The sequence below is a fragment of the Sphingomonas sp. FUKUSWIS1 genome, from assembly GCF_000733135.1.
GTDB lineage: Bacteria > Pseudomonadota > Alphaproteobacteria > Sphingomonadales > Sphingomonadaceae > Sphingomonas > Sphingomonas aerolata.
This window is the reverse complement of the sequence record NZ_JPJC01000001.1, coordinates 1-22,340: the sequence shown is the minus strand read 5'-3', so window position 1 is coordinate 22,340 and position 22,340 is coordinate 1. Positions and strand designations below refer to the sequence as shown.

The following is a 22,340-nucleotide window of genomic DNA, read 5'->3' as shown; positions in this document are numbered from 1 at the left end:
CTACTACGCCCGAGCCATGGCTGCGGTGCCACGCGCGACAGCGGAGCGACACCGGCGCGGCCGCCTAGCGCCGCCGGCCGACCTTGACTGACTTCAGGATCGCATCCATCCGCGCCGCGGCAACCGCCTGGGTCGGTGCATTGCGCGGCGGCGGCGATCCAGCCTTGGCCGCATAGGTGATCCGGTCGACCGCGTAGCAGGTGCCGCCGATGACGCTGCGCAGCGTGAGTGCTCGGACCTGCTGGCTCATCCCGGCGTCGCCCGTCTCATAGGTCGCCCAGCGCTGGCCGCCGAGCGTGCGATCGGCGAGGCGGCGGCTGTTCGCCGATGTCAGCCCGTCGGTGGTGCAGCGCGCGATCACCGCCGTGCTCCGGCTGAAGCCGACCTGGATCATCTCGGTCACCTGCCCCTGCCCGTCGGTCGGCTTTGCGACCTGCCAGAACCGGACGATGCCGACGCCCCGCCCGGGCAGCGTGCCGTCCCACATCGTCCGCCAGCCGCTGGTCATCAACGCGCGGCCGGCAAAGTTGCGCGTCGGGGTCAGGCTCGACGGATAGGCGAGGCGAACCGTGCCGCCTGCGCCGACGAACTTCTGCGTCGCCGCCGTCGCATTGGCAAAGGGCAACAGCGCGATCAGGGACAGCGGCGCGAGATGGCGAAGAATCGACAAGGTTGGTCTTTCACAGGCTAAACAGATCGATGGTCCGACAAATCGCCGACCGGGCGGGCGCCGTCCATGGCGTTGCGGCATAGTGCACCCATATGACGATCATGCGTGAACAGGCCGTGAGCGACCTTCCCCCCCAACTCGATGACTGGTTCGCGACACGGGGCTGGCGGCCGCGCCGGCATCAGACCGACATGCTGGCGCAGGGACGCGCCGGGCGCCACGCGCTGCTGGTCGCGGCGACGGGGGCAGGCAAGACGCTCGCCGGGTTCCTGCCGACGCTCGCCGAGTTGATCGAGGAGCCGACCAGCGGGCTCCACACACTTTATGTCTCGCCGTTGAAAGCGCTCGCGGTCGACGTCCAGCGCAACCTGCTGACGCCGATCGAGGAAATGGGCGTCGACATCCGCGTCGAGACGCGCACCGGCGACACGCCGTCGGACCGCAAGGCGCGGCAACGCGTGAAACCGCCGCAGATCCTGCTGACGACGCCCGAATCGCTCTCGCTGCTGCTCAGCTATCCCGACAGCATCACGATGTTCGAGGGCATCCGCACGATCGTGATCGACGAGGTCCATGCGTTTGCGACGGGCAAGCGCGGCGACCTGCTCTCGCTGTGCATGGCGCGGTTGCAGACAATCTCGCCGGGCATGCGGCGCGTCGCGCTGTCGGCGACGGTCGCGGATGCCGAGGGCTATCGCGCATGGCTCGCCCCCGACGGCGATATCGACCAGGTCGCGATGGTGCAGGGCGAGGCGGGCGCGGATCCGGACATCGCGATCCTGCTGCCCGAGGGTCGCATCCCGTGGTCGGGCCATTCGGGCCGCTATGCCGCCGAGCAGGTGATGGCGGAAATCGAGAAGCATGCGACGACGATCGTGTTCTGCAACACGCGCAGCCTCGCCGAGCTGATCTTCCAGGATCTGTGGAAGGTGAATGCGAACACGCTGCCGATCGGCGTCCATCATGGCAGCCTCGCACGCGAGGCGCGGCGCAAGGTCGAGGGCGCGATGGCGGAGGGCAAGCTGCGCGCGCTGGTCGCGACCGCGAGCCTCGACCTCGGCGTCGACTGGGGCAATGTCGACTGCGTGATCCAGATGGGCGCGCCCAAGGGCTCGTCGCGGCTGCTCCAGCGCATCGGCCGCGCCAATCACCGGCTCGACGAAGCGAGCAAGGCGATCCTCGTCCCCGGCAACCGGTTCGAATATCTCGAGGCGCGCGCCGCATTGGACGCGGTCGAGGCGGGCGAGCTCGATCCCGACCTGTTCCGCGTCGGCGCGCTCGACGTGCTGGCGCAGCATGTGATGGCCTGCGCCTGCGCCGCGACGTTCCGCGAGGAGGACCTGCTCGACGAGGTCCGCTCGGCCCTCCCTTATTCCGCGCTGCCGGCCGAGACCTTCTCGCGCGTGCTCGGCTTCGTCAGCGACGGCGGCTATGCGCTCAAGGCCTATGACCGGTTCAAGCGGCTGACGCAGGATGCGGACGGCACATGGCGGATCAGCCACCCGAAGTTCATCGGCCAGCACCGGCTGAACGCGGGGATCATCGTCGAGGCGACGATGCTCAACGTGCGGTTCGGCAATGGCCGCGCGCTCGGCCGCGTCGAGGAAGGCTTCGCGGCGCAGCTCAGCCCCGGCGACACCTTCTTCTTCGCCGGGCTCAGCCTCGAGGTGGTGAAGATGGACACCGAGGACCTGGTCGTCCGCGCAACCTCCAAGCCTGCGCGGATCCCGACCTATGGCGGCAGCCGGATGCCGCTGTCGACCAACCTCGCCGACCGCGTCCGCGGGTTCCTGGCGCATCCTGGCGAATGGGCGCGGTTTCCCGACGATGTGCGCGAATGGCTCGAATATCAGCGGCTTCGCTCGGTCCTGCCCGAACCCGGTCAGCTGCTGGTCGAAACCTTCCCGCGCGAAGGGCGGCATTACATGGTCGCCTACAGCTTCGAGGGGTGGAACGCGCACCAGTCGCTCGGCATGCTGATCACCCGGCGGATGGAAACGCAGGGGCTGAAACCGCTCGGCTTCGTCGCGAACGACTATGCTCTGGCGGTGTACGGGATCGACAAGATCACCGACCCGGCATCGCTGTTCTCCGCCGATATTCTCGAACATGAGTTCGTCGACTGGGTGCAGCAATCGCACCTGCTCAAACGCGCGTTTCGCGAGGTCGCGGTGATCGGCGGGCTGGTCGAGCGCCAGCATCCCGGCAAGCGCAAGACCGGACGCCAGGTCACCTTCTCGACCGACCTGATCTATGACGTACTCCGCAAATACGAGCCGACGCATTTGCTGCTCGAGGCGGCCTGGGCGGATGCGCGCGCACGGATGACCGATGTCGGGCGACTGGCCGGGCTGCTCGACCGCGCGGCGGAAACGATGCTGCATGTCGACCTCGAGCGCGTGACGCCGCTCGCGGTGCCGATCCTGACGCTGATCGGGCGCGAGAAGGTCGCTACCAACACGTCCGACGACGCCCTGCTGATCGAGGCGGAGGCGCTGGCGGCCGAGGCGATGCGGATCGACTGAACGGACGCGAGACGAACCAGGGACGAACGACTTGTCGTCCGTCGGTTTCGGGCGCAGCATCGGGTCATGCGCAGGTGGTCAGGCCCGGTGTTGCTCATCATCGCTGCCCCGGCTGCGGCCCAGCAGTCTGCCCCCGACCCTAGCCCGCAAGCCGCCACCTCGCCCGCTTATGCTGCACCGGTCGATGATGCAGCATCTGCAGCAAACACGGTGATGCTGTTCGGGCAGGACGAGAGCAGGATGACGGTACCCGTGTCGATCGCGGGCACCAGTCCGCAGAAGTTCGTCGTCGATACCGGCGCACAACGCACCGTGATCTCGCGCGAGCTTGCGGCGGTGTTGCGGCTTCAGCCCGGCCGGATCGTCCGCGTCACGGGCATGACCGGATCGGACAGCGTCGCGACCGTGATCATCCCGGCGCTGCGGGTCGGCACGATCGACACCCCGGCGATCGAAGCGCCCGCAATCGCCGCGCAGAATCTGGGAGCGCTGGGGCTGCTGGGGATCGACACGCTGCAGGGACGCGCGGTGGGAATCGATTTCGACACCCGCACGATGACCGTGACGCCCGCGCGCCGGCGCAACCGCCGCGAGCGAACCGAGCGGGGCGAGATCGTCGTCCGGGCGCGCAGCCTGTTCGGCCAGCTCGTCGTCACCGACGCCTATTGCAACGGCGTCCGGATCCGCGTGATCATCGATACCGGGTCGTCGGTCAGCATGGGCAATGCCGCACTGCGCCGCAAGCTGTTGCGCAAGCCGGTCCGGTCGCAATCGATCGCGCTGACCGGTGTTACCGGACAGACGGTAATGGCGCACTATTCGACGATCGATCGCGTCATGATCGGCAGCCTGACGATCACCAGCCTGCCGATCGCGCTGACGGCCGTCGACGCCCCGCCCTTTCGTCAGTTCGGACTGGCGGAACGGCCCGCGATCCTGCTCGGCATGGATGCGCTGACGCTGTTCCGCCGCGTCGACATCGACTTTGCCAATCGCGAGGTGCGGCTTGCCCTCCCGCGCAATGTCACGCAGCGTTGAGGTTGCGTGATCGATCATTCGCTGCAACGCTGCTGCAATAAACGATCAAGGGGACGACGATGCGCGCAGTAGGCAGGGTGATGGCGGGAGTGATGCTGACGGCCAGTGTCGTCACCATGCCCGGTACGGGATTTGCGCAAAGCCGCCCCGACCAGAAGGCGTTCTTCGGACTCTACAAGGAGCTGGTCGAGACCAACACGACGCTGTCGTCGGGCAGCTGCACACAGGCCGCCGCGCAGATCGGTGCGCGGCTGAAAAGCGCGGGCTATGCCGATGCCGACATCACCTATTTCTCGGTACCCGAGCATCCCAAGGATGGCGGGCTGGTCGCGGTGCTGAAGGGGTCGGACGCGTCGATCAAGCCGATGCTGCTGCTCGGCCATCTCGACGTCGTCGAGGCCAAGCGCGAGGACTGGGTGCGCGATCCGTTCACGCTGATCGAGGAGGGCGGCTATTATTATGCGCGCGGCACCGTCGACGACAAGGCGCAGGCGGCGATCTGGTCCGACGCGATGATCCGCTTCAAGACGTCGGGCTACACGCCGAAGCGGACGATCAAGCTCGCGCTGACCTGTGGCGAGGAGACGACCTTTGCGTGGAACGGCGCGCAATATCTCGCTGCGAGCAGGCCCGACCTGATCGCTGCCGAATTCGCGTTGAACGAGGGCGGCGGCGGGCGGCTCGACGATAATGGCAAGCGCCAGCTGCTGGCGATCCAGGTCGGTGAAAAGGCCGCGCAGAATTACACTTTCACCGCAACCAACCCCGGCGGGCACAGCTCGCAACCGACGCCCGACAATGCGATCTACGAACTCGCTGACGCGGTGAAGGCCGTGCAGGGCCATGAATTCCCCGTGACCTTCACCGACACGACGCGCGCCTTCTTCGCCGCGAGTGCAAAGGCGATGCCGGGCACGATGGGCGACGCGATCACGCGGCTGCTCGCCAATCCGCAGGACAAGGCGGCCGACGCGATCGTCAGCCGCGACAAGGCGATGCATTCGACGCTGCGCACGACCTGTGTCGCGACGCTGCTGAGCGCGGGCCATGCCGAAAACGCGCTGCCGCAGCGCGCGACCGCGAATGTGAACTGCCGGATCTTCCCCGGCGAGACGGTCGACGGCACGCTGGCGAAGCTGAAGTCGCTCGCCGGTACCAAGGTGAGCGTGACCGCGAACCAGCCGGTCCGGCCGACCGCGATCCCGCCGACGCTCGACCCCAAGATCATGGGCCCGGTGACGAAGGTCGCGGCCAAGCACTTCCCCGGCCTGCCGATCCTGCCGTTGATGTCGACCGGCGCGACCGACGGGATCTTCTTCGAGGCGATCGGCATCCCGGTCTATGGCGCGCCGGGCGTGTTCATCGACAAGGACATGGGCGGCATCCACGGCCTGAACGAACGGATCCGGATTGCATCGCTCTATGACGGCCGCGACTATCTGTACGATCTGGTCAAGGCGTTCGCGGGATGACCGCTCGTCCCTCTCCCCCCGGGGGAGAGGGAGGGAGGAGCCGCAGGCGACGGAAGGGTGAGGGGCATTGGGATCATCGTCCGTAGCCTCAAGCCCCTTACCCTTCCCACCCGGCTTCGCCGTGCGGGCCCCTTCCCTCTCCCCCTAGGGGAGAGGGAGTCTAGACCGTCACCTGCTCGCCGAGTTCGAGCACCTTGCCCGGCGGGATCCGCAGGAAATCCGTCGGATCGCTCGCGTTGCGCTGCAGGAACATGAAGATCCGGTCCTGCCAGGGCGGCATGCCCTTTTCCGCGTCGGGCTTGAGCGTGTTGCGGCCGATGAAGAACGACGTCCGCATCGGGTCGAGGCCGAGCTGCTCGGTCTTCGCGCCGACACCAAGATCGCGCGGCACGTCGGGGGATTCCATGAAGCCGTAGGTCAGCACGACGATCGAGAAATTGTCATCGACCCGCTCGACCTTGGCGCGGCCTGCCTGATCGACGAACGGGCGATCCGCGGTGCGGATGCTGACGATCAGGTTGCGCTCGTGCAGAACCTTGTTGTGCTTCAAATTGTGAAGCAGCGCGCCGGGCGTGGCGTGCGGATTGGCGGTGAGAAACACCGCGGTCCCCGACACGCGCTCGGGCGGGCGCTTCTCGAGCGCGGCGGCGAGATCGCTGAGCGGGATGCTCTGCCGCTTCTCGAACGCGCTGACGATCTTCTTGCCGCGCACCCAGGTGAAGATGATCAGCCCGATCGACGCCGCGATCACCAGTGGCACCCAGCCGCCCTCGATCACGCGCAGGATGTTCGCGCCGAAGAAGATCAGGTCGAGCGTCAGGAACGGCAGGATCGCGGCGAGCGCCAGCGGCCGCGACCAGTTCCAGCGGTGACGCACGACGATATAGGCGAGCAGCGTGGTGACGACCATCGTGCCGGTCACGGCGATACCATACGCCGCGGCCATCGCCGACGAGGTCTTGAACTGGATCACGAGCACCAGCACGCCGATCAGCAGCAGCCAGTTGATCGCGGGCAGGTAGATCTGCCCGGCGAACACCGCCGAGGTCTGGCGGATGCGCAGCCGCGGCAACAGGCCGAGCTGGATCGCCTGCTGCGTCAGGCTGAACGCGCCGGTGATCACCGCCTGGCTGGCGATGACCGTCGCGAAGCCCGCGAGGATGATCAGCGCGGGGCGCAGTGATTCGGGTGCCATCAGGAAGAACCAGTCCTGATTGACGAACGGGACGCCCCGACGCGCGGCATCCTCGAGCTGCGACAGCGCGAACGCGCCCTGCCCCAGATAGTTGAGCGCGAGCGCGGGAAAGACGAGGAAGAACCAGCCGATGCGGATCGGCATCTTGCCGAAATGGCCCATGTCCGCGGTCAGCGCTTCCGCTCCGGTGACGGTCAGGAACACCGCGCCAAGTACGAACAGCCCGGTGACGCCGTGGGTCGCGAGAAACGCGACGCCGTAGGTCGGCGAGAAGACGCGGACGATCGAGGGTTCGTCGGCAATATGCCACACGCCCAGCGCACCGATCGCGACGAACCAGACGATGCAGACCGGACCGAACAGCTTCGAGACATGCGCCGTGCCGCGCGACTGGATCACGAACAGGACGATGAGGATCGCGATCGTCAACGCGCGCACCACGCCTTCGTTGAAGATGTGCGCCGCGCTCGGAATCGTGCGCAGCCCTTCCATTGCCGAGAGGACGGACAGGGCCGGCGTGATGATCGCATCGCCGTAGAAGAGCGACGCGCCGGCGGCCCCGAGCACGATCGCGATCTTCGACCGCACCCCCAGCGCCCGCCTTGCGAGCGCTGCGAGTGCAAGCACGCCGCCCTCGCCCTGATTGTCCGCGCGCATCAGGAAGATGACGTATTTCACGGTGACGACGAGGAACAGCGACCACAGCGCCAGGCTGAGCACGCCGAGAATCTCGCTCGGATCGATACCGCCCGCCGCACTCTGGCCGAGCGCTTCGCGGAAGGCATAGAGCGGGCTGGTGCCGATATCGCCGAACACCACGCCGATCGCCCCCACGGTCAGCGCGGCGAGCGCCGGGTGCGGGTGAAGATGCGCCGCCGACAGATCGGTGGACGTTTCAGCGGGCTGGGGTGTTCCGGCGACGGACGACATGGCGCGAAAAGCGCTCCTCCTGATGGGACGGCGCGCTTTACGCCGATTGCAGCCATGCGCAAGTGTTCGACGCTGCGCTGCACAATCGCTTGATTCGAACGTCGACCGACGGCATGGCCACCGGATGGTTCCCTTTTCGTTCGGCGGACACACGCTTTCGGCGCTGGCGGCAGGTGCGGTTTACTGGCCCGCGCGACACGCCTTACTGGTCGCCGACCTGCATTTCGAAAAGGCGAGCTGGTTCGCCAGCCGCGGCCAGATGCTGCCACCTTATGATTCGATCGCGACTTTGACCGAACTCGCCGCCGTGCTCGACGCGACCGGCGCGACCGAGATCTGGTGTCTCGGCGACAGCTTTCATGACAGCGACGGCTGCGACCGGCTGCCGCAGCGCGCGCAGGCGATGCTGCGCGCCATGACGCAAAAGACCCACTGGACCTGGATCACGGGCAATCATGACCCGATGATCCTCGACCGGTGCGGTGGCACGGTCGTCGATGAGGCCTGTGTCGATGGCCTGGTGCTGCGCCACGAGGCCGATCCTCGTGAAACCCGGCCCGAAGTCTCGGGCCATTTCCATCCCAAATTGCGGCTTCGGCTGCGCGGCAAGCAGGTCGCGCGACGGTGTTTCGTCGCGACCGAGACCAAGCTGATCCTGCCCGCCTTCGGATCGCTGACGGGCGGGCTGGACGTCGACCATCCCGAGATCATCCGCGCCGTGGGCACTGGTGCGCAGGCATTGTTGCCGGTCGCGGACCGGATGCTGCGCTTTCCGGTCGCCGCGCAGCGACCGGACACGCGGATCGCCGTATCCGGCTGACGCAATCAGCCGGCGTTAGCTGGCGATCGTCGGGAAGGCCTTGCGGAACGCCGCGAGCTTCGGCTTGTCCCAGGCGACGATGTAGGGATGCGTCGGATTCCGGTCGAAAAAGTCCTGGTGATAGGCTTCGGCGGGATAGAATCTGCCGGTTTCCAGCGTCGTGACGATCGGCCGCGCGAACGCCCGCGTCTGACCGAGTTGTGAGATATAGGCGCGTGCGACCTGCGCCTGCTGCGGTGACTGCGGGAAGATCGCGGAGCGATAGCTGGTCCCGCTGTCGGGACCCTGGCGGTTCAGCTGCGTCGGATCATGCGCGATCGAAAAATAGACGCGCAGCAGCGTGGCGTAGCTCACGACGCGGGGATCATAGCTGATCCGCACCGCCTCGGCATGCCACGTGGTTTCACTCGACACCTGCTCATAGGTCGCCGTCGCCTTGGTCCCGCCGGCATAGCCCGCGGTCACGCCCTTGACGCCGCGGACATGCTCGAACACCGCCTCGAGCCCCCAGAAACAGCCGCCCGCCAGCACCGCGGTCTGCAGGCCGCCCGTCCGCGGGACGTCGACGGTCGCGGCCGGGATGATGACCGCGCGCTCTGCCTGCGCAGAACCGGTGGCGATGACCGCACCGGCGAGTCCGACGGCGGCGAGCGTTGCGAAAAGGGGCGTGTGCATGTTGATCATGTGGGGCGTCTCGATGACGTTTCCAGCCCCGGCGCGGAATGCCTTTCGGCGACCGATCACCGGGATTCAGCAGGCTCAGTGCTGGGCGGGCGCGGTGTGCACGGGCGCGCCATACACCGGCTGCGTTGCCTCGGCGGGCTGGAACGCAAGGAGACCCAGCGCACCCAGAACAAAACCGCCAGTAAACTGCCAGAGAAAGCTCGACTTGATAAGATTGCGCATCATGCGCTCCTGTTGAAATCAGACTTGGCGTGATCCCGGTGGATCACGTCAGCTACGACCCAGCATGTCGTGGGGATGCCGCGTCTTCACAATGCCGTTTTATGAAACGGTCGATTAACGCGATGTGGCCAATCCGTTCATCCGCCAGCAGGGTTGCTGGCGGATGTCCGGGCATGTCCGCGATGTTGCCGGGCGTGCTAGATCAGCGCAGCGCGGCGCAGGCGGTCTGGATCCGCGTGCAAGCCTCGCGCAGCAGCGTGTCCGACGTGGCATAGCTGATCCGGAACGCCGGGCTGAGGCCGAACGCCGCGCCCTGAACGACCGCGACCTTGGCATCTTCGAGCAGATAGCCGACCATCGCCTCGTCGGTGTCGATCAGCCGACCGTTCGGCGTCGACTTGCCGATCAGCGCGGCGAACGACGGATAGACGTAGAACGCCCCCTCGGGCGTCGGGCATTCCATGCCGTCGATTTCGTTCAGCATCGACACGACCAGATCGCGGCGGCCCTGGAATGCGGTGTTGCGCTCGGCGAGGAACGACTGGTCACCGTTCAGTGCGGCGACCGCGGCGGCCTGCGCGATCGAGCACGGGTTCGAGGTCGACTGCGACTGGAGCTTGGCCATCGCCTTGATCAGCCAGCTTGCGCCGCCCGCATAGCCGATCCGCCAGCCGGTCATCGCATAGGCCTTGGAGCAGCCATTGACGGTCAGCGTGCGCTCGAACAGCTCGGGGCAGGCCTCGGCGATCGTCGCGAACCTGAAGCCGTCATAGACGATATGCTCGTACATATCGTCGGCGAAGATCCAGACATGCGGGTGCTTCGCGAGCACCGCGCCAAGAGCCTTCAGCTCGTCGATCGTGTAGCCGGCGCCGGTCGGGTTCGACGGCGAGTTGAGGATCACCCACTTGGTCTTGGGCGTGATCGCCGCGTCGAGCGCCTCGGGTGCGAGCTTGTAGCCGACCTCGGGGCCGGCCTTGACGATCACCGGTACACCGCCGGCGAACTGCACGACGTCGGGATAGCTGACCCAATAGGGTGCGGGGATCACGACCTCGTCACCCGGGTCGATCGTCGCGACCATCGCGTTGAACAGGGTGTGCTTGCCGCCGACGTTCACGCTGATCTGGTCGGTCGCATAGGTCAGGCCGTTGTCGCGCGCGAACTTGGCGGCGATCGCCTGCTTCAGCTCGATCGTGCCGTCGACATTGGTGTATTTCGTCTTGCCGTCGCGAATCGCCTGGATCGCGGCCTCCTTGACGAAATCGGGCGTGTCGAAATCGGGTTCACCCGCCCCCAGCCCGATCACGTCGACGCCGGCGCGCTTCAGTTCGAGCACACGCGACGTAATCGCGAGGGTCGGCGAAGGGCTGATGCGGCCAAGGGCGGCGGATGCGTGCATGGTGAAACCTCTGCGGTTGACCGCAGCGGCGCCTGCGGAATTCGCGCGGGCTATACGCCGCGATTGCCTGATTTCGCAACCGCAACAACGGCCGGAACGAGCCCGCGTACTGCATTTCCCATACGGAACCCGTTGGCGAGGTCGGCGCGCGTCAACCGTCCCTCGATCGCCTGGCCGCTGGCGAGCAGATCGGCGCGCAGCACGCCGGGGATCAGCGCGCCCACAGGCGGGGTCACCAGCACCCCGTCGCGCGGCACGAACAGCGACGTGAAGCTGCCCTCCGTCAGGAAGCCGTCGGGCGCCTCGAACACCACTTCGGTGGTGCCCGCGGCGCGCCGCGCGTCGTCGTAAAAGGCGCGGTCGCTCGTCTTGTGGCGCAGCCGGATATCAGCGGGCGCCACGGGCAGCGGGACGATCGCGACCGTCATCTGCGCGGGCGTGACCGGCATCGGACCGACCTGGATCGCGACCGCGCCCGATGCCGCGACGACCAAGCGGATCCGCCGCGGACCGCGCAGCCGGAAGGTCGCCGCCTGCAGCTCGTTCCGCACCGCGTGACGATCGAAGCTGAACCCCAGCGCCGCTGCGCTCGCGGTCAGCCGGGCGAGATGCAGTTCGAGCCGCATCACCCCGTGTTCGGGATCGAACGCCATCGTCTCGATCAGGTCCAGCTTGCGCTGTCCGGCGGTGACGAAGGCCGCCTTGTCCGCGCATTCCTGCCATTCCTGGTCGGCGACGCTGTCCGCGACGATCCCCGAGCCGAGTCCCATCACCGCGCCACCGTCGCGCACCGTCAGCGTGCGGATCGCGACGTTGAGCGCGGCGTCGCCACCCGGATCGAACCGGCCGATCGCGCCGGTATAGAGGCCGCGGGGGCGGGCCTGCTCGACCTCTGCGATGACCTCCATCGCGCGTTGCTTGGGCGCGCCGGTGATCGAGCCGCAGGGAAAGAGCGCGGCGAGCACATCGATCGCATCGCGACCGGGGTTCAGCCGCGCGGACACCGTCGACGTCATCTGGTGAACGGTCGGATAGGTCTCCACCGTGAACAGGTCCGGGACCGAGACACCCTGCGCGACCTGCGACAGGTCGTTGCGCATCAGGTCAACGATCATCAGATTTTCCGCGCGCTGCTTCGGATCGGCGGCCAGATCCTGGGCGAGGCGGCGATCGACGTCGGGCGTGGCGCCGCGCGGCGCGGTGCCCTTCATCGGCCTACACGTCAGCCGATCGCCCTCGAGCGTGAAGAAGAGTTCGGGCGACAGCGACAGACAGGTCTCGTCGCCCGTGTCGATCAGCGCGCCATAGCCGGCGCGCGCCTGGTGTCTGAGACGGGCATAGAGCGCGCGGGGATCGCCGATGAACGGCACCGTCGCTGCAAAGGTCAGATTGGCCTGATAGATATCGCCCGCCGCGATCAGCGCAAGCAGCCGTGCGATTCGCGCATCATAGGCCTCGCGGTCGATCTGCGGCTGCGGCGGCCCGACCCAGATTCCGGCAGGATCGGGCAACAGTGCGGGCAGCGCCGCCGCGGGGATCGTCTCGTAGCGCTCGAACAGGCCGAACCACAGCAACGGGCCGTCCGGCGGGCCGGTATCGACCGTACGCGACGCGAACGTCATCCCCGCCTCATAGGCCAGCATCCCCGCGGCATGCAGCCCCTCGGCCAGTCCGCGGCGGATCTCCGCAAGTGCCGGTTGCACGGCATCGGGGGTGTCCGCGCGAACGACCCGGACAGGCCGATCGTACAGGCGCGCGGGGGCCCCCGCCTCCCGGGCATCATCAAGCAGCACGAAGGGCGCAGTCCACATCGTGCCGACTGATGCACGGGGCGACAGGCAAACCGCAAGCGGCGATTGCCCGAAACCGCCCGCCGCCCTATTTTGCCGGAATGACAAAGACCTCCCTGCCGCCGCTGCGTGCCGCGATCATCCCCGTCACACCGATCCAGCAGAACTGCACGTTGCTGTGGTGCACCGCGACGATGAAGGCGGCGGTGGTCGATCCCGGCGGCGACCTGCCGCGAATCAAGGCGGCGATCGCGGAGGCGGGCGTGACGGTCGAGAAGATCCTGCTGACGCACGGGCATATCGACCATGCCGGCGAGGCGAAGGCGCTAGCCGACGATCTGGCGGTGCCGATCGAGGGGCCGCACGAGGCCGACCGCTTCTGGCTCCAGCGGCTCGACCAGGACGGGCCGAAATACGGGATCGCCGGCGTCAATTTCGAACCCGACCGGTGGCTGGTCGAGGGCGACCGGGTGTCGGTCGGCGATCTCGTTCTCGATGTCTACGAAACGCCAGGGCACACCGAAGGCCATGTGATCTTCCATCACGCGCCATCGAAATTCGCGCAGGTTGGCGACGTGCTGTTCCAGGGGTCGGTCGGACGATCGGACATGCCCGGCGGCAATCACCGGGTGCTGCTGTCGTCGATCGTCGAGAAGCTGTGGCCGCTGGGCAGCGACACGAGCTTCATCCCGGGTCACGGCCCGGCGAGCACGTTCGCGCATGAGCGCGCGACGAACCTGTTCGTGAGCGATCGGGCGCTGGCGGCGTAGGTCCCTGTTCTCCCGCGGAGGCGGGAGAACACCGGGAAGCAGATGTCCAACGCGCCAATCACCCCACCCCGGCGAAGGCCGGGGCCCAGTTGGGGGACCAAGATTGGCGGAGGTAGCGCGCCGTTACTGCAACCTTCCCAACTGGACCCCGGCCTTCGCCGGGGTGGTAGCCAGTGTGGGCTGAGTCCTACTTCCGCTCCCCCGCGCTTTCAGCCCGAACCGACTTGAATTCAGAGTCGTCGCGCCACTTCGGCCAGAGCCGGCTGTTCGCCAGCTTCGTGCCGATCGTCTGGAACAGACCGACATCCTGCGCCGCGCCGCGCAGATCCCAGTCCGCACTCCAGGCGTCGCACGTCTGGTGATAGCATTTCATATAGCCGTCGAGCCACGCCTGCCCCGCCGGGCGACCACCGGTCACGAGGTCGGACGCACCGCTGATCGCCATCAGCAACAGCGTCGGCACGCCGCGCCGCGCGACCGAGAAATGATCCGCGCGGTAGAACAGCCCCCGTTCGGGGAGGGCTTCGGGGGTTACGACACGGCCCTGCGCCTTCGCGGCATCGCCCAGCATGTCCTCGAGGCTGTTCTGGCCCGCGCCGACCAGCAGGACGTCGCGCGCCGGCCCTGCCGTCTGGAGAATGTCGAGCGTCAGGTTGGCGACCGTCTTCGCCGCGGGATAGACGGGTTTCACCGCATAGGTTTCCGACCCGAGCAGCCCCCGCTCCTCCCCGCTCCACAGTGCGAAGACGAGGCTGCGGTCGGTGCGCGGCGCGGCGGCAAAGCTGCGGGCAAGGCCGAGCACGCCCGCGACGCCGAGCGCGTCGTCATTGGCCCCCGGGCGGATCGTGCGGCCCTGCGCATCGGGCGCGCCGACGCCATACGCATCCCAGTGCGCCCCGAACATCACCACTTCGTCGGGACGGGTCTTGCCGGGCAGCATTGCCAGCACGTTGCGGCTCTCCGCCGTGTCGTGACGGACGGGAAGGTCGGTCGTGAACCGCTGCTTCAGCGCGACGGGGCGGAAATCGCTGCGCCGCGCGGCCTTGCGCAACGTGGCGAGGTCGAGACCGGAGGCGGCGAACAGCCGGGTCGCGGCGGCCCCTTCGATCCACCCCTGCAGCAGCACGCGCGAGGTCGGATCCTCGCGCATGATGTCGTAATTCTCGCCCGCGGGTGCGGTGACCGTCGCCCAGCCATAGCCGGCACCCGGCGTGTCGTGGACGATCAGCGCCGCGACCGCGCCGCGCCGCGCGGCCTCCTCGAACTTGTAGGTCCAGCGTCCATAATAGGTCATGCGCCGATCACCGAACCGGCCCTTGGCATCGTCGCCCGCCACCGCCTCGAAATCGGGGTCGTTGACCAGGAAGACCGCAACCTTGCCCTTCAGGTCGAGACCCTTGAAGTCGTCCCAGCCGCGTTCGGGCGCGGTGACGCCGTAGCCGACAAAGACCATCGGCGCGTCGGCGATCGCGACGCGGTCGACCCCGCGCACCGTGCTGAGATAGACGTCGCGGCCCTGGACCAGCGGCGTGGCCCCGGCGCGCACGCTGCCCTGCCCCAAGCGCGTGTGGACCAGCGGCACCGCCTGCGTCCAGCTGCCGTCCGGCCCGCCCGGCGACAGCTTCATCGCCTTGAACTGCGCGATGAGCCAGTCGATCGTCCTGGTTTCGCCCGCGGTTCCCGGTGCCCGCCCCTCGAACGCGTCCGACGCCAGCGTCCTGACATCGGCGGACAGGCGCTCGGGCGAGATGGCGTCCCGCGCCGGGCCGTCCTTCGCGAGGCCGGGCGTCGCGACCGCGAGCAGCATCGGCGTGGCGAGGAGGGCGGCGACATTCCGGACGATGCTCATGCGCGACCCTCGATCGGTGCGGTCTGGAACGTCGTGACCGACGGCGTGGCACCGGCCTGATAGGCGATCGCGAGCGCCCAGCCCGCGAGCAGCGCCATCAGCGCCCAGGTTGCGAGTGCGCCACCCGCGCGCGGCAGGTTCGACGTCGTCTTGTCCATGCCGAAGGCGTGCGCGATTCGCGCGACGACGAAAACGACTCCGGCGATCCACAACCAGCGGGGTGATGCGCCACCCAGTTCGATCAGCGCGAACAGGATCAGGATGAAGGGCGCATATTCGACGAAGTTCGCCTGCGCGCGCATCCGCCCCTGTAGGACCGGATTGCCATTGTCGCCCAGCAGGACATTGTCCTTGAGGCGAGTCGGCACGATGCGGAAGGCCAGCCAGAGATTGATGACCGCGGCCGCAGCAGCGATCGTCAGGGTTACGGGCAGGATCATGCAGCTTATTCCTCGATGTTTCCGGTGTGCGCGGGTCGTGCCACTGTGCCACCATGCTTGCAACGCAGGCGATTATCGCTATAGCGCCACGCTTCGCGATGCGTCAGGCCGTATGGTAGCTCACGCGGCCGACCTTAACAGTCGGTTGCCGACTCCTTCGTCCGGGCCTATCGGAGCCCCGACCTTTATAAAGAACAAGGTGCCGAAATGGCCGTCCCCAAGAGAAAAACCTCGCCCTCCAAGCGCGGCATGCGCCGTGGCCACGATTCGCTGACGATCGCGGCATTTCAGGAGTGCCCGAACTGTGGCGAACTCAAGCGCCCGCACAACCTCTGCACGTCTTGCGGCCATTACAACGGTCGCGAAATCCTTTCGGTCGAGGGCTGAGCCCTCACCTGAGCGAAGGACGTGAGCATGCCCGACAGCGCCTGGATCGCCGTCGATGCGATGGGTGGCGATGACGGGCTGGCGGTAATGCTGGCGGGTGTCGCGCGTGCGCGACGCCAGTTTGACGGCATGCATTTCCTGCTGGTCGGTGACGAAACCGCGATTCGCGACGGGCTGAAAGCCCATCCGAATCTCGAACTCAACTCCGAGATCGTCCATGCCCCCGAGGTGGTTGGCTCGAGCGACAAGCCGAGCCAGGCGATTCGTCGCGCCAAGACGACATCGATGGGCATCGCCATCGATCTCGTCAAAAAGGGGCGTGCCGCAGCCGCGGTCTCGAGCGGCAACACCGGTGCGCTAATGGCGATGGCGAAGCTGTCGCTCAGGACCCTGCCGGGCATCGATCGCCCGGCGCTCGCCGCGCGCCTTCCGACGCTCGGCGACACCGACATGGTGATGCTCGACCTCGGTGCGAATACCGAGTGCGACGCGCGCAACCTCGTCCAGTTCGCGATCATGGGCGGCGCCTATGCACGCACCGCACTCGACATTGCCCACCCACGTGTCGCGCTGCTCAATATCGGCAGCGAGGACATGAAGGGCACCGACGAGATCCGCGAGGCCGCCGCCATGCTGCGCGCGACGCCCAAGCTCGACATGGACTTCACCGGCTTCATCGAAGGCGACCGGCTGTCGCGTGGCGATGTCGATGTCGTCGTATGCGACGGCTTTTCGGGCAATATCGCGCTCAAGACCGCCGAGGGCACCGCGCGATTCGTCGCCGACCTGCTCAAGCGCGCGTTCCGCAGCTCGGTCCGGTCGAAGCTCGGCTTCCTGATTTCAAAGCCCGCGACCGAATTGCTGCGCGATCATCTCGATCCCAATAATCATAACGGCGCGGTGTTTCTCGGGCTCAACGGCATCGTCGTCAAAAGCCATGGCGGCGCCAATGAGCGTGGCGTGGCGACGGCGATCGGCAATGCCGCCAAGATGGTGAGAAACGACCTCGTTCGCCGGATCAGCGACGATCTGGGCAACGTCAAGGAAGCCGCATGATCCGTTCGGTCATTACCGGCACCGGATCGGCCCTGCCGGTCCGCCGCGTCTCGAATGCGCAGCTGGCGGAACAGGTCGACACCAGCGACGAATGGATCGTCGAGCGCACCGGCATCCGATTCCGCCATATCGCCGGCGAAGGCGAGACGACCGCGACTCTGGCGGCGGATGCCTGCCGCGCGGCTCTCGCTGCAGCAGGCGTAGACGCGCAGGACATCGACCTGATCGTGCTCGCCACCGCGACGCCCGACCAGACCTTCCCCGCCAGCGCGACCAAGGTGCAGGCGATGCTCGGGATCGACGACTGCGTCGCGTTCGACGTCGCTGCGGTCTGCTCGGGCTTTCTCTACGCGGTCCAGGTCGTCGACAGCATGATCCGCAGCGGCGTCGCCAAGCGCGCGCTGGTGATCGGTGCCGAGACGTTCAGCCGGATCCTCGACTGGGAGGATCGCACGACCTGCGTCCTGTTCGGCGACGGTGCGGGCGCGATCGTGCTCGAGGCGCAGGACACTGCCGATGCGGACGGTCGCGGGATCCTGACCACCAAGCTGCATGCCGACGGGCGACACAACCAGCTTCTCTATGTCGATGGCGGCGTCTCGACGACCGGGACGGTCGGCAAGCTCAGGATGAAGGGCCGCGAGGTGTTTCGTCACGCAGTGACCAACCTTGCCGCCGTCATGACCGAATCGCTGGCGATGGCGGGCTTGTCCGCGGACCAGGTCGACTGGGTCGTGCCGCACCAGGCGAATGCCCGGATCCTCGACGCGACCGCGCGCAAGCTGGGCCTTGCCCCCGAGCGCGTCGTCGTCACCGTCGACCAGCATGCCAACACCTCCGCGGCGTCGGTACCGCTCGCGCTCGACGTGGCGGTCCGTGACGGACGGATCCAGCAGGGCCAGATCGTCGTGCTCGAGGCGATGGGTGGCGGCTTTACTTGGGGTGCGGCGGTCATCCGCTTCTAAACGCAACTGAAAGCCAGTTGCAATTTGTCCGATAAAGCTCTTCCGATGATCACGCTGCTTGTGTAGGTACCGCAATGGGTGTGGGAGTTTCGGAATGACAATGACGGGTACGCTGACACGAGCCGATCTAGCCGAATCGCTTCATCGCGAAATCGGACTTTCGCGATCGGATGCTTCAAAAGTCGTCGAACAGATCCTGACCGAGATGTGCGAAGCACTGACCAGCGGGCAGAATGTCAAGATTTCGGGCTTTGGTACGTTCGTTCTGCGCGACAAGGGCGAGCGCATCGGTCGCAACCCCAAGACGGGCGTCGAGGTGCCGATCGCACCGCGCCGCGTGCTGACGTTCCGCGCAAGCCAGATGATGCGCGAACGCATCGTCGGCGCAGGCTGAGGCACGCGATGCCGGACAGTTCCGGCAAGGCCAGTACCGCATTCCGGACCATCGGCGAACTGTCGAACGATACCGGCTTGCCACAGCATATCCTGCGCTATTGGGAAACGCGTTTTCCCCAGCTCCGACCGCTCCAGCGTGCTGGGAATCGTCGCTATTATCGCGTCGAGGACGTCGCGCTGGTGCGCCGGATCGACCAGCTGCTCAATCGCGACGGCTATACCGTGCGCGGCGTCCAGCAGCTGTTGGCCGCGGAAAAGGGCGCACCGGCCGCGGTCGCTGCCGAGATCGTTGCGCCCGCCGAGACGCCGATCACGGCACTGCGCGCGATCCGCGACATGCTCGCCGAGGCCCTGGCCGCGGATTGATCCGCATGCCTGCCGGTTCGTCATCCTCGCGTGGGCGGGGATGACGATCGATGGCGGTCCCTTACCGTTCGCGGGTCGCGGCGAAGCGGATCTTCGCATAGCGGTCGGCGATATAGTTCACTTCCCACGCGCTCTTGGCGAGGAACACTGGGTTCCCGTCGCGATCCTTCGCCATCGCGCCGCGGTTGATCTCGGCGAAGGTCTTGAGCTCCTGCGGATCTTCCGCCGATATCCAGCGCGCGGTCTCGTACGGCGCAGGCTCGAGCCCGGCCGCAACCTTGTACTCCGCATCGAGCCGCGACAGCAGCACCTCGAGCTGGAGCTGCCCGACGACGCCGATGATCCAGTTCGAGCCGATGTCGGGGTAGAAGACCTGCGTCACCCCCTCCTCGGCCATGTCGTCGAGCGCTTTCCGCAACTGCTTGGTCTTGGTGAAATCCTTCAACACGACGCGGCGCAGGATTTCGGGCGCGAAGTTCGGCAGGCCGGTGAAGCGGATCGCGGCGCGTTCGCTCAGCGTATCGCCGACGCGCAGCGTGCCGTGGTTGGGGATACCGATGATGTCGCCGGGGAACGCCTCGTCCGCCAGCTCGCGGTTCTGCGCAAAGAACAGGATCGGCGAGTGGACCGCGATCGGCTTGCCGTGGCCCGTGGGCGTCAGCTTCATGCCGCGCTTGAACACGCCCGAGCACAGCCGCATGAACGCAATCCGGTCGCGGTGGTTGGGATCCATGTTCGCCTGCACCTTGAACACGAAGCCGGTGACTTCGGGCTCGTCGGGGGAGATGGGGGCGGGCTCGGCGGGCTGCGCGCGCGGTGGCGGGGCGTAGTCGGCGAGCGCTGCGATCAGCTCGGCGACACCGAAATCCTTGAGTGCCGAGCCGAAATAGACCGGCGTCAGATTGCCTGCGCGATAGGCGTCGGCGTCGAAACTCGAATAGCCGCCCTGTGCGAGTTCGGCCTCGTCGGAGAGGCGGACGATACCTTCGGGGCTCAGTATCTCGGCGAGCTTGGGGTCGTCGATACCCGCGAACGGGATCGCCTTGCCCATGAATTCGCGGCTGTCGCCTTCGGGGCGGCTCAGCGTGTTGGCGTAGAGGTCGTACACCCCCTCGAACTCGCCGCCCATGCCGACCGGCCAGCTCATCGGGCAGACGTCGAGCTGAAGCATCTCGGCCACCTCGTCGAGCAGCGAGAACGGGTCGCGCCCCTCGCGGTCGACCTTGTTGACGAAGGTGATGATCGGCACGTTGCGCAGGCGGCAGACCTCGAACAGCTTGCGCGTCTGCGGCTCGATGCCCTTGGCGGCGTCGATCACCATGACCGCCGAGTCGACCGCGGTCAGCGTGCGGTAGGTGTCTTCCGAGAAGTCCTCGTGGCCCGGCGTGTCGAGCAGGTTGAAAGTGATTCCCTGGCGTTCGAACGTCATCACCGACGACGTGACCGAGATGCCGCGCTGCTGCTCGATCTTCATCCAGTCGGAACGGGCGCGGCGGTTCTGGCCGCGCGCCTTCACCTCGCCGGCGAGATGGATCGCGCCGCCGAAATACAGGAGCTTTTCGGTCAGCGTGGTCTTGCCGGCGTCGGGATGCGAGATGATCGCGAAGGTGCGGCGGGGAAATTGGGTCATGGCGTGGGTCCGGGGAGCCTGTCGCGGCTCGCAAAGAAGGTTGGGCCGGGAGTCCGGCGGTCATGCTGCCGCTCTTGGCAGATGCGGGGGCCGGAGGACAGGGGGTGCAATCGCAGCGATAGCTGGTCCCCTCCCCTTCAGGGGGGCTGGGGGTGGGGTCTCACCACGGGCTTGGCGCTTGCGGCTATGCCCCACCCCACCCCCTCCCCTGAAGGGGAGGGGTTTTTAGCGGATCAGCGTTACGTGGAGCGCGATGCGCTTGGTGGCACCTGCTGGGATCTCGAAGACGCCGGGCTTGGCACGGAAATCGCCGTCATAGCCTTCGGGGTCCGCGATGCCGTGCCACGGCTCGACACAGACATAGGCCGCGCCGGGCTTGGTCCAGATGCCGAGCATCGGCGTGTCGGGGAAGTCGATCCGCAGCTGCGGGCCGGTTTCGGCGCCATAGGTGACCGAGTCGGACCGGACCGAATCCCAGACCAGCGCATCCTTCGCGAACAGCGCGTCCTGCAGGCGCAGCGTCCGCCCCTCCAGCGGCGAGGGCCGTTCGCCCTCCGCGATCGTGCCGTCGTCGGCGATCATGCGCAGCGCATCGGGCTCGTCGGCCGAGAAGACGATACGGTGGTCGGCGCGATCCTGTCCGTAGGGCAGCGGCCAGGCGAAGGCGGGGTGGAAACCGAAGCTCGCCGGAAGCGGCTGCGCGGCGGGGTTGGTGATCGCGACGTCGACGCTCAGCGTCGCGTCGACCAGCGCGAACGTCACCGTCAGCCGGAAATCGAACGGATAGACCACACGCGTCTCGGGCGTCGCCTCGAGCGTGAAGGCGACCGATCCCGGCTGCTGCTCGGATACCGCGAACGCCATGCGGCGGGCGAAGCCGTGCTGCTTCATCGAATATTCGGTGCCGTCGACGCGGATCGTGTCGCGGTAGGGGCGACCGACGACCGGGAAGAGGATCGGCGCGTGGCCGGTCCAATAGGCCGGGTCGGCGTCGGTCATCAGCTCGCGCCCGTCCGCGTCCTTGAGCGACGTGAGCTCGGCGCCGAGCGGGTTGATCTGCGCGGTGAGGTGGTCGTTGGCGATCGTGATCAGGTCGGTCATTGGGGTCCTTCCTTCGTGGTCGAACATGCGGGTCTTCAAAACGCTCATCGGACAACCCGGCGGCCCCACCCCGGCGAAGGCCGGGGTCCAGTTGGAAAGGTGGAAGTAACGAGAGACTGTCCGCCGTTACACCCGTTCCTCAACTGGGCCCCGGCCTTCGCCGGGGTGGTGTTGGAGGGTGAGGAGACGCTCAGACGCGCAGGCTCGCGCCCTGCTTCGCTGCCGCCGCGACGACCTTGTCCGCGACCGCCTTCAGCTCCTCGTCGGTGAAGCTCTTGGCGGTGGGTTGCAGGACGATCTCGACCGCGACCGACTTGTGGCCGTCCTCGACGCCCTGGCCGGTGAACACGTCGAACACGCGCGCCGAGACGATCGCAGCCTTGTCGGCGCCCTTGACCGCACGCACCAGCGCGTCGGTCGCGAGCGCCGCCGGCACGAGGAACGCGAAGTCGCGGCGGACCGCCTGCAACGCCGGCGGCGTGTAGGCCGGGCGCGCGAAGCCCGAAGCGCGCTTGGGCGGGATCGCGTCGAGATAGACTTCGACCGCAGCGACCGCGCCGTCGAGGTCGAACGCCTTGAGCACCAGCGGATGCAGCATGCCGAAGCTCGCCAGCACCGTCTTCGGCCCGAGC

The 22,340-nt window shown here is 67.1% G+C and carries 20 protein-coding genes and 1 pseudogene; 10 read left to right on the top strand and 11 right to left on the bottom strand.

Annotated features, from left to right (window positions below):
* Window positions 1-64: 64 nt before the first annotated feature.
* The gene (locus sphsw_RS00100; RefSeq protein WP_031438832.1) at window positions 65-670 is read right to left on the bottom strand and encodes a hypothetical protein; all 606 of its coding nucleotides are present in this window, start codon (window positions 668-670) and stop codon (window positions 65-67) included.
* A 116-nt stretch (window positions 671-786) separates the two neighbouring features.
* Here sphsw_RS00100 and sphsw_RS00095 point away from each other — a divergent pair, with 116 nt between their 5' ends.
* The 3 genes from sphsw_RS00095 to sphsw_RS00085 all read left to right on the top strand — a co-directional run bounded on the left by sphsw_RS00095 (window position 787) and on the right by sphsw_RS00085 (window position 5,705).
* On the top strand, window positions 787-3,195 hold the full coding sequence (locus tag sphsw_RS00095; protein ID WP_268745749.1) for a ligase-associated DNA damage response DEXH box helicase: 2,409 nt from the start codon (window positions 787-789) through the stop codon (window positions 3,193-3,195).
* Window positions 3,196-3,435: 240 nt separating this feature from the next.
* Window positions 3,436-4,233: an aspartyl protease family protein gene (locus tag sphsw_RS00090; RefSeq protein WP_160172583.1), complete on the top strand. Its 798-nt coding sequence runs from the start codon at window positions 3,436-3,438 to the stop codon at window positions 4,231-4,233.
* A gap of 80 nt (window positions 4,234-4,313) precedes the next feature.
* A complete protein-coding gene (locus sphsw_RS00085) occupies window positions 4,314-5,705 on the top strand; it encodes a M20/M25/M40 family metallo-hydrolase (RefSeq protein WP_042466154.1) in 1,392 nt (463 codons plus the stop codon).
* Window positions 5,706-5,865: 160 nt separating this feature from the next.
* Here the strand turns inward: sphsw_RS00085 and sphsw_RS00080 are convergent, their stop codons facing one another.
* Window positions 5,866-7,830 (bottom strand): potassium transporter Kup, encoded by a 1,965-nt coding sequence (locus tag sphsw_RS00080; protein ID WP_042466152.1) that lies wholly within the window; start codon window positions 7,828-7,830, stop codon window positions 5,866-5,868.
* Window positions 7,831-7,954: 124 nt separating this feature from the next.
* Between sphsw_RS00080 and pdeM the strand changes: the two genes are divergently transcribed.
* On the top strand, window positions 7,955-8,650 hold the full coding sequence (gene pdeM, locus sphsw_RS00075) for a ligase-associated DNA damage response endonuclease PdeM (protein WP_042466150.1): 696 nt from the start codon (window positions 7,955-7,957) through the stop codon (window positions 8,648-8,650).
* A gap of 15 nt (window positions 8,651-8,665) precedes the next feature.
* On the opposite strand, the gene msrA is transcribed toward pdeM, so the two are convergent.
* From msrA to pabB, 4 genes are all read right to left on the bottom strand, one after another.
* A complete protein-coding gene (gene msrA, locus sphsw_RS00070) occupies window positions 8,666-9,325 on the bottom strand; it encodes a peptide-methionine (S)-S-oxide reductase MsrA (RefSeq protein WP_031438827.1) in 660 nt (219 codons plus the stop codon).
* A gap of 84 nt (window positions 9,326-9,409) precedes the next feature.
* A complete protein-coding gene (locus sphsw_RS19560) occupies window positions 9,410-9,556 on the bottom strand; it encodes a hypothetical protein (RefSeq protein WP_167396704.1) in 147 nt (48 codons plus the stop codon).
* Between the two features lie 202 nt (window positions 9,557-9,758).
* The gene (locus sphsw_RS00065) at window positions 9,759-10,958 is read right to left on the bottom strand and encodes a pyridoxal phosphate-dependent aminotransferase (RefSeq protein WP_031438826.1); all 1,200 of its coding nucleotides are present in this window, start codon (window positions 10,956-10,958) and stop codon (window positions 9,759-9,761) included.
* A gap of 50 nt (window positions 10,959-11,008) precedes the next feature.
* Window positions 11,009-12,769 (bottom strand): aminodeoxychorismate synthase component I, encoded by a 1,761-nt coding sequence (pabB, locus tag sphsw_RS00060; protein WP_031438825.1) that lies wholly within the window; start codon window positions 12,767-12,769, stop codon window positions 11,009-11,011.
* An 80-nt stretch (window positions 12,770-12,849) separates the two neighbouring features.
* Between pabB and sphsw_RS00055 the strand changes: the two genes are divergently transcribed.
* Window positions 12,850-13,518 (top strand): MBL fold metallo-hydrolase, encoded by a 669-nt coding sequence (locus sphsw_RS00055; protein WP_031394761.1) that lies wholly within the window; start codon window positions 12,850-12,852, stop codon window positions 13,516-13,518.
* 187 nt (window positions 13,519-13,705) lie between these two features.
* On the opposite strand, the gene sphsw_RS00050 is transcribed toward sphsw_RS00055, so the two are convergent.
* Window positions 13,706-15,325, bottom strand: a complete 1,620-nt coding sequence (locus sphsw_RS00050) for a M28 family metallopeptidase (RefSeq protein WP_042466158.1) — start codon at window positions 15,323-15,325, stop codon at window positions 13,706-13,708.
* A 38-nt stretch (window positions 15,326-15,363) separates the two neighbouring features.
* The gene (locus sphsw_RS00045) at window positions 15,364-15,807 is read right to left on the bottom strand and encodes an MAPEG family protein (protein WP_031438823.1); all 444 of its coding nucleotides are present in this window, start codon (window positions 15,805-15,807) and stop codon (window positions 15,364-15,366) included.
* Window positions 15,808-16,014: 207 nt separating this feature from the next.
* Here sphsw_RS00045 and rpmF point away from each other — a divergent pair, with 207 nt between their 5' ends.
* The 5 genes from rpmF (at window position 16,015) to sphsw_RS00020 (ending at window position 18,977) form a co-directional block, all read left to right on the top strand.
* Window positions 16,015-16,194: a 50S ribosomal protein L32 gene (rpmF, locus tag sphsw_RS00040; protein ID WP_031438822.1), complete on the top strand. Its 180-nt coding sequence runs from the start codon at window positions 16,015-16,017 to the stop codon at window positions 16,192-16,194.
* A 27-nt stretch (window positions 16,195-16,221) separates the two neighbouring features.
* On the top strand, window positions 16,222-17,250 hold the full coding sequence (plsX, locus tag sphsw_RS00035) for a phosphate acyltransferase PlsX (RefSeq protein WP_031395324.1): 1,029 nt from the start codon (window positions 16,222-16,224) through the stop codon (window positions 17,248-17,250).
* Entirely contained in the window at window positions 17,247-18,215 is a 969-nt protein-coding gene (locus tag sphsw_RS00030; protein WP_031395325.1) for a beta-ketoacyl-ACP synthase III, read from the top strand. The genes plsX and sphsw_RS00030 overlap by 4 nt, the downstream gene beginning before the upstream one ends.
* Window positions 18,216-18,309: 94 nt before the next feature.
* Window positions 18,310-18,609, top strand: coding sequence for an integration host factor subunit alpha (locus sphsw_RS00025; RefSeq protein WP_031395326.1), 300 nt, complete (start codon window positions 18,310-18,312; stop codon window positions 18,607-18,609).
* 8 nt (window positions 18,610-18,617) lie between these two features.
* On the top strand, window positions 18,618-18,977 hold the full coding sequence (locus tag sphsw_RS00020; protein ID WP_031438821.1) for a MerR family transcriptional regulator: 360 nt from the start codon (window positions 18,618-18,620) through the stop codon (window positions 18,975-18,977).
* A gap of 61 nt (window positions 18,978-19,038) precedes the next feature.
* Here the strand turns inward: sphsw_RS00020 and sphsw_RS00015 are convergent, their stop codons facing one another.
* From sphsw_RS00015 to sphsw_RS00005, 3 genes and pseudogenes are all read right to left on the bottom strand, one after another.
* Window positions 19,039-20,607: a peptide chain release factor 3 gene (locus sphsw_RS00015; RefSeq protein ID WP_031438820.1), complete on the bottom strand. Its 1,569-nt coding sequence runs from the start codon at window positions 20,605-20,607 to the stop codon at window positions 19,039-19,041.
* Between the two features lie 225 nt (window positions 20,608-20,832).
* A complete protein-coding gene (locus sphsw_RS00010) occupies window positions 20,833-21,708 on the bottom strand; it encodes an aldose 1-epimerase family protein (RefSeq protein ID WP_031438819.1) in 876 nt (291 codons plus the stop codon).
* Between the two features lie 190 nt (window positions 21,709-21,898).
* A pseudogene (locus sphsw_RS00005) lies at window positions 21,899-22,340 on the bottom strand (phenylalanine--tRNA ligase subunit beta); the annotation flags it as partial.

Excerpts from the sequence above, each read along its gene's own strand:
- sphsw_RS00090 (WP_160172583.1), top strand. The coding sequence starts at position 3,436 with ATGACGGTACCCGTGTCGATCGCGGGCACCAGTCCGCAGAAGTTCGTC.
- sphsw_RS00085 (WP_042466154.1), top strand. The coding sequence starts at position 4,314 with ATGGCGGGAGTGATGCTGACGGCCAGTGTCGTCACCATGCCCGGTACG.
- sphsw_RS00080 (WP_042466152.1), bottom strand. The coding sequence starts at position 7,830 with ATGTCGTCCGTCGCCGGAACACCCCAGCCCGCTGAAACGTCCACCGAT.
- pdeM (WP_042466150.1), top strand. The coding sequence starts at position 7,955 with ATGGTTCCCTTTTCGTTCGGCGGACACACGCTTTCGGCGCTGGCGGCA.
- msrA (WP_031438827.1), bottom strand. The coding sequence starts at position 9,325 with ATGCACACGCCCCTTTTCGCAACGCTCGCCGCCGTCGGACTCGCCGGT.
- sphsw_RS19560 (WP_167396704.1), bottom strand. The coding sequence starts at position 9,556 with ATGCGCAATCTTATCAAGTCGAGCTTTCTCTGGCAGTTTACTGGCGGT.
- sphsw_RS00065 (WP_031438826.1), bottom strand. The coding sequence starts at position 10,958 with ATGCACGCATCCGCCGCCCTTGGCCGCATCAGCCCTTCGCCGACCCTC.
- pabB (WP_031438825.1), bottom strand. The coding sequence starts at position 12,769 with ATGTGGACTGCGCCCTTCGTGCTGCTTGATGATGCCCGGGAGGCGGGG.
- sphsw_RS00055 (WP_031394761.1), top strand. The coding sequence starts at position 12,850 with ATGACAAAGACCTCCCTGCCGCCGCTGCGTGCCGCGATCATCCCCGTC.
- sphsw_RS00050 (WP_042466158.1), bottom strand. The coding sequence starts at position 15,325 with ATGCTGCTCGCGGTCGCGACGCCCGGCCTCGCGAAGGACGGCCCGGCG.
- sphsw_RS00045 (WP_031438823.1), bottom strand. The coding sequence starts at position 15,807 with ATGATCCTGCCCGTAACCCTGACGATCGCTGCTGCGGCCGCGGTCATC.
- rpmF (WP_031438822.1), top strand. The coding sequence starts at position 16,015 with ATGGCCGTCCCCAAGAGAAAAACCTCGCCCTCCAAGCGCGGCATGCGC.
- plsX (WP_031395324.1), top strand. The coding sequence starts at position 16,222 with ATGCCCGACAGCGCCTGGATCGCCGTCGATGCGATGGGTGGCGATGAC.
- sphsw_RS00030 (WP_031395325.1), top strand. The coding sequence starts at position 17,247 with ATGATCCGTTCGGTCATTACCGGCACCGGATCGGCCCTGCCGGTCCGC.
- sphsw_RS00025 (WP_031395326.1), top strand. The coding sequence starts at position 18,310 with ATGACAATGACGGGTACGCTGACACGAGCCGATCTAGCCGAATCGCTT.
- sphsw_RS00020 (WP_031438821.1), top strand. The coding sequence starts at position 18,618 with ATGCCGGACAGTTCCGGCAAGGCCAGTACCGCATTCCGGACCATCGGC.
- sphsw_RS00015 (WP_031438820.1), bottom strand. The coding sequence starts at position 20,607 with ATGACCCAATTTCCCCGCCGCACCTTCGCGATCATCTCGCATCCCGAC.
- sphsw_RS00010 (WP_031438819.1), bottom strand. The coding sequence starts at position 21,708 with ATGACCGACCTGATCACGATCGCCAACGACCACCTCACCGCGCAGATC.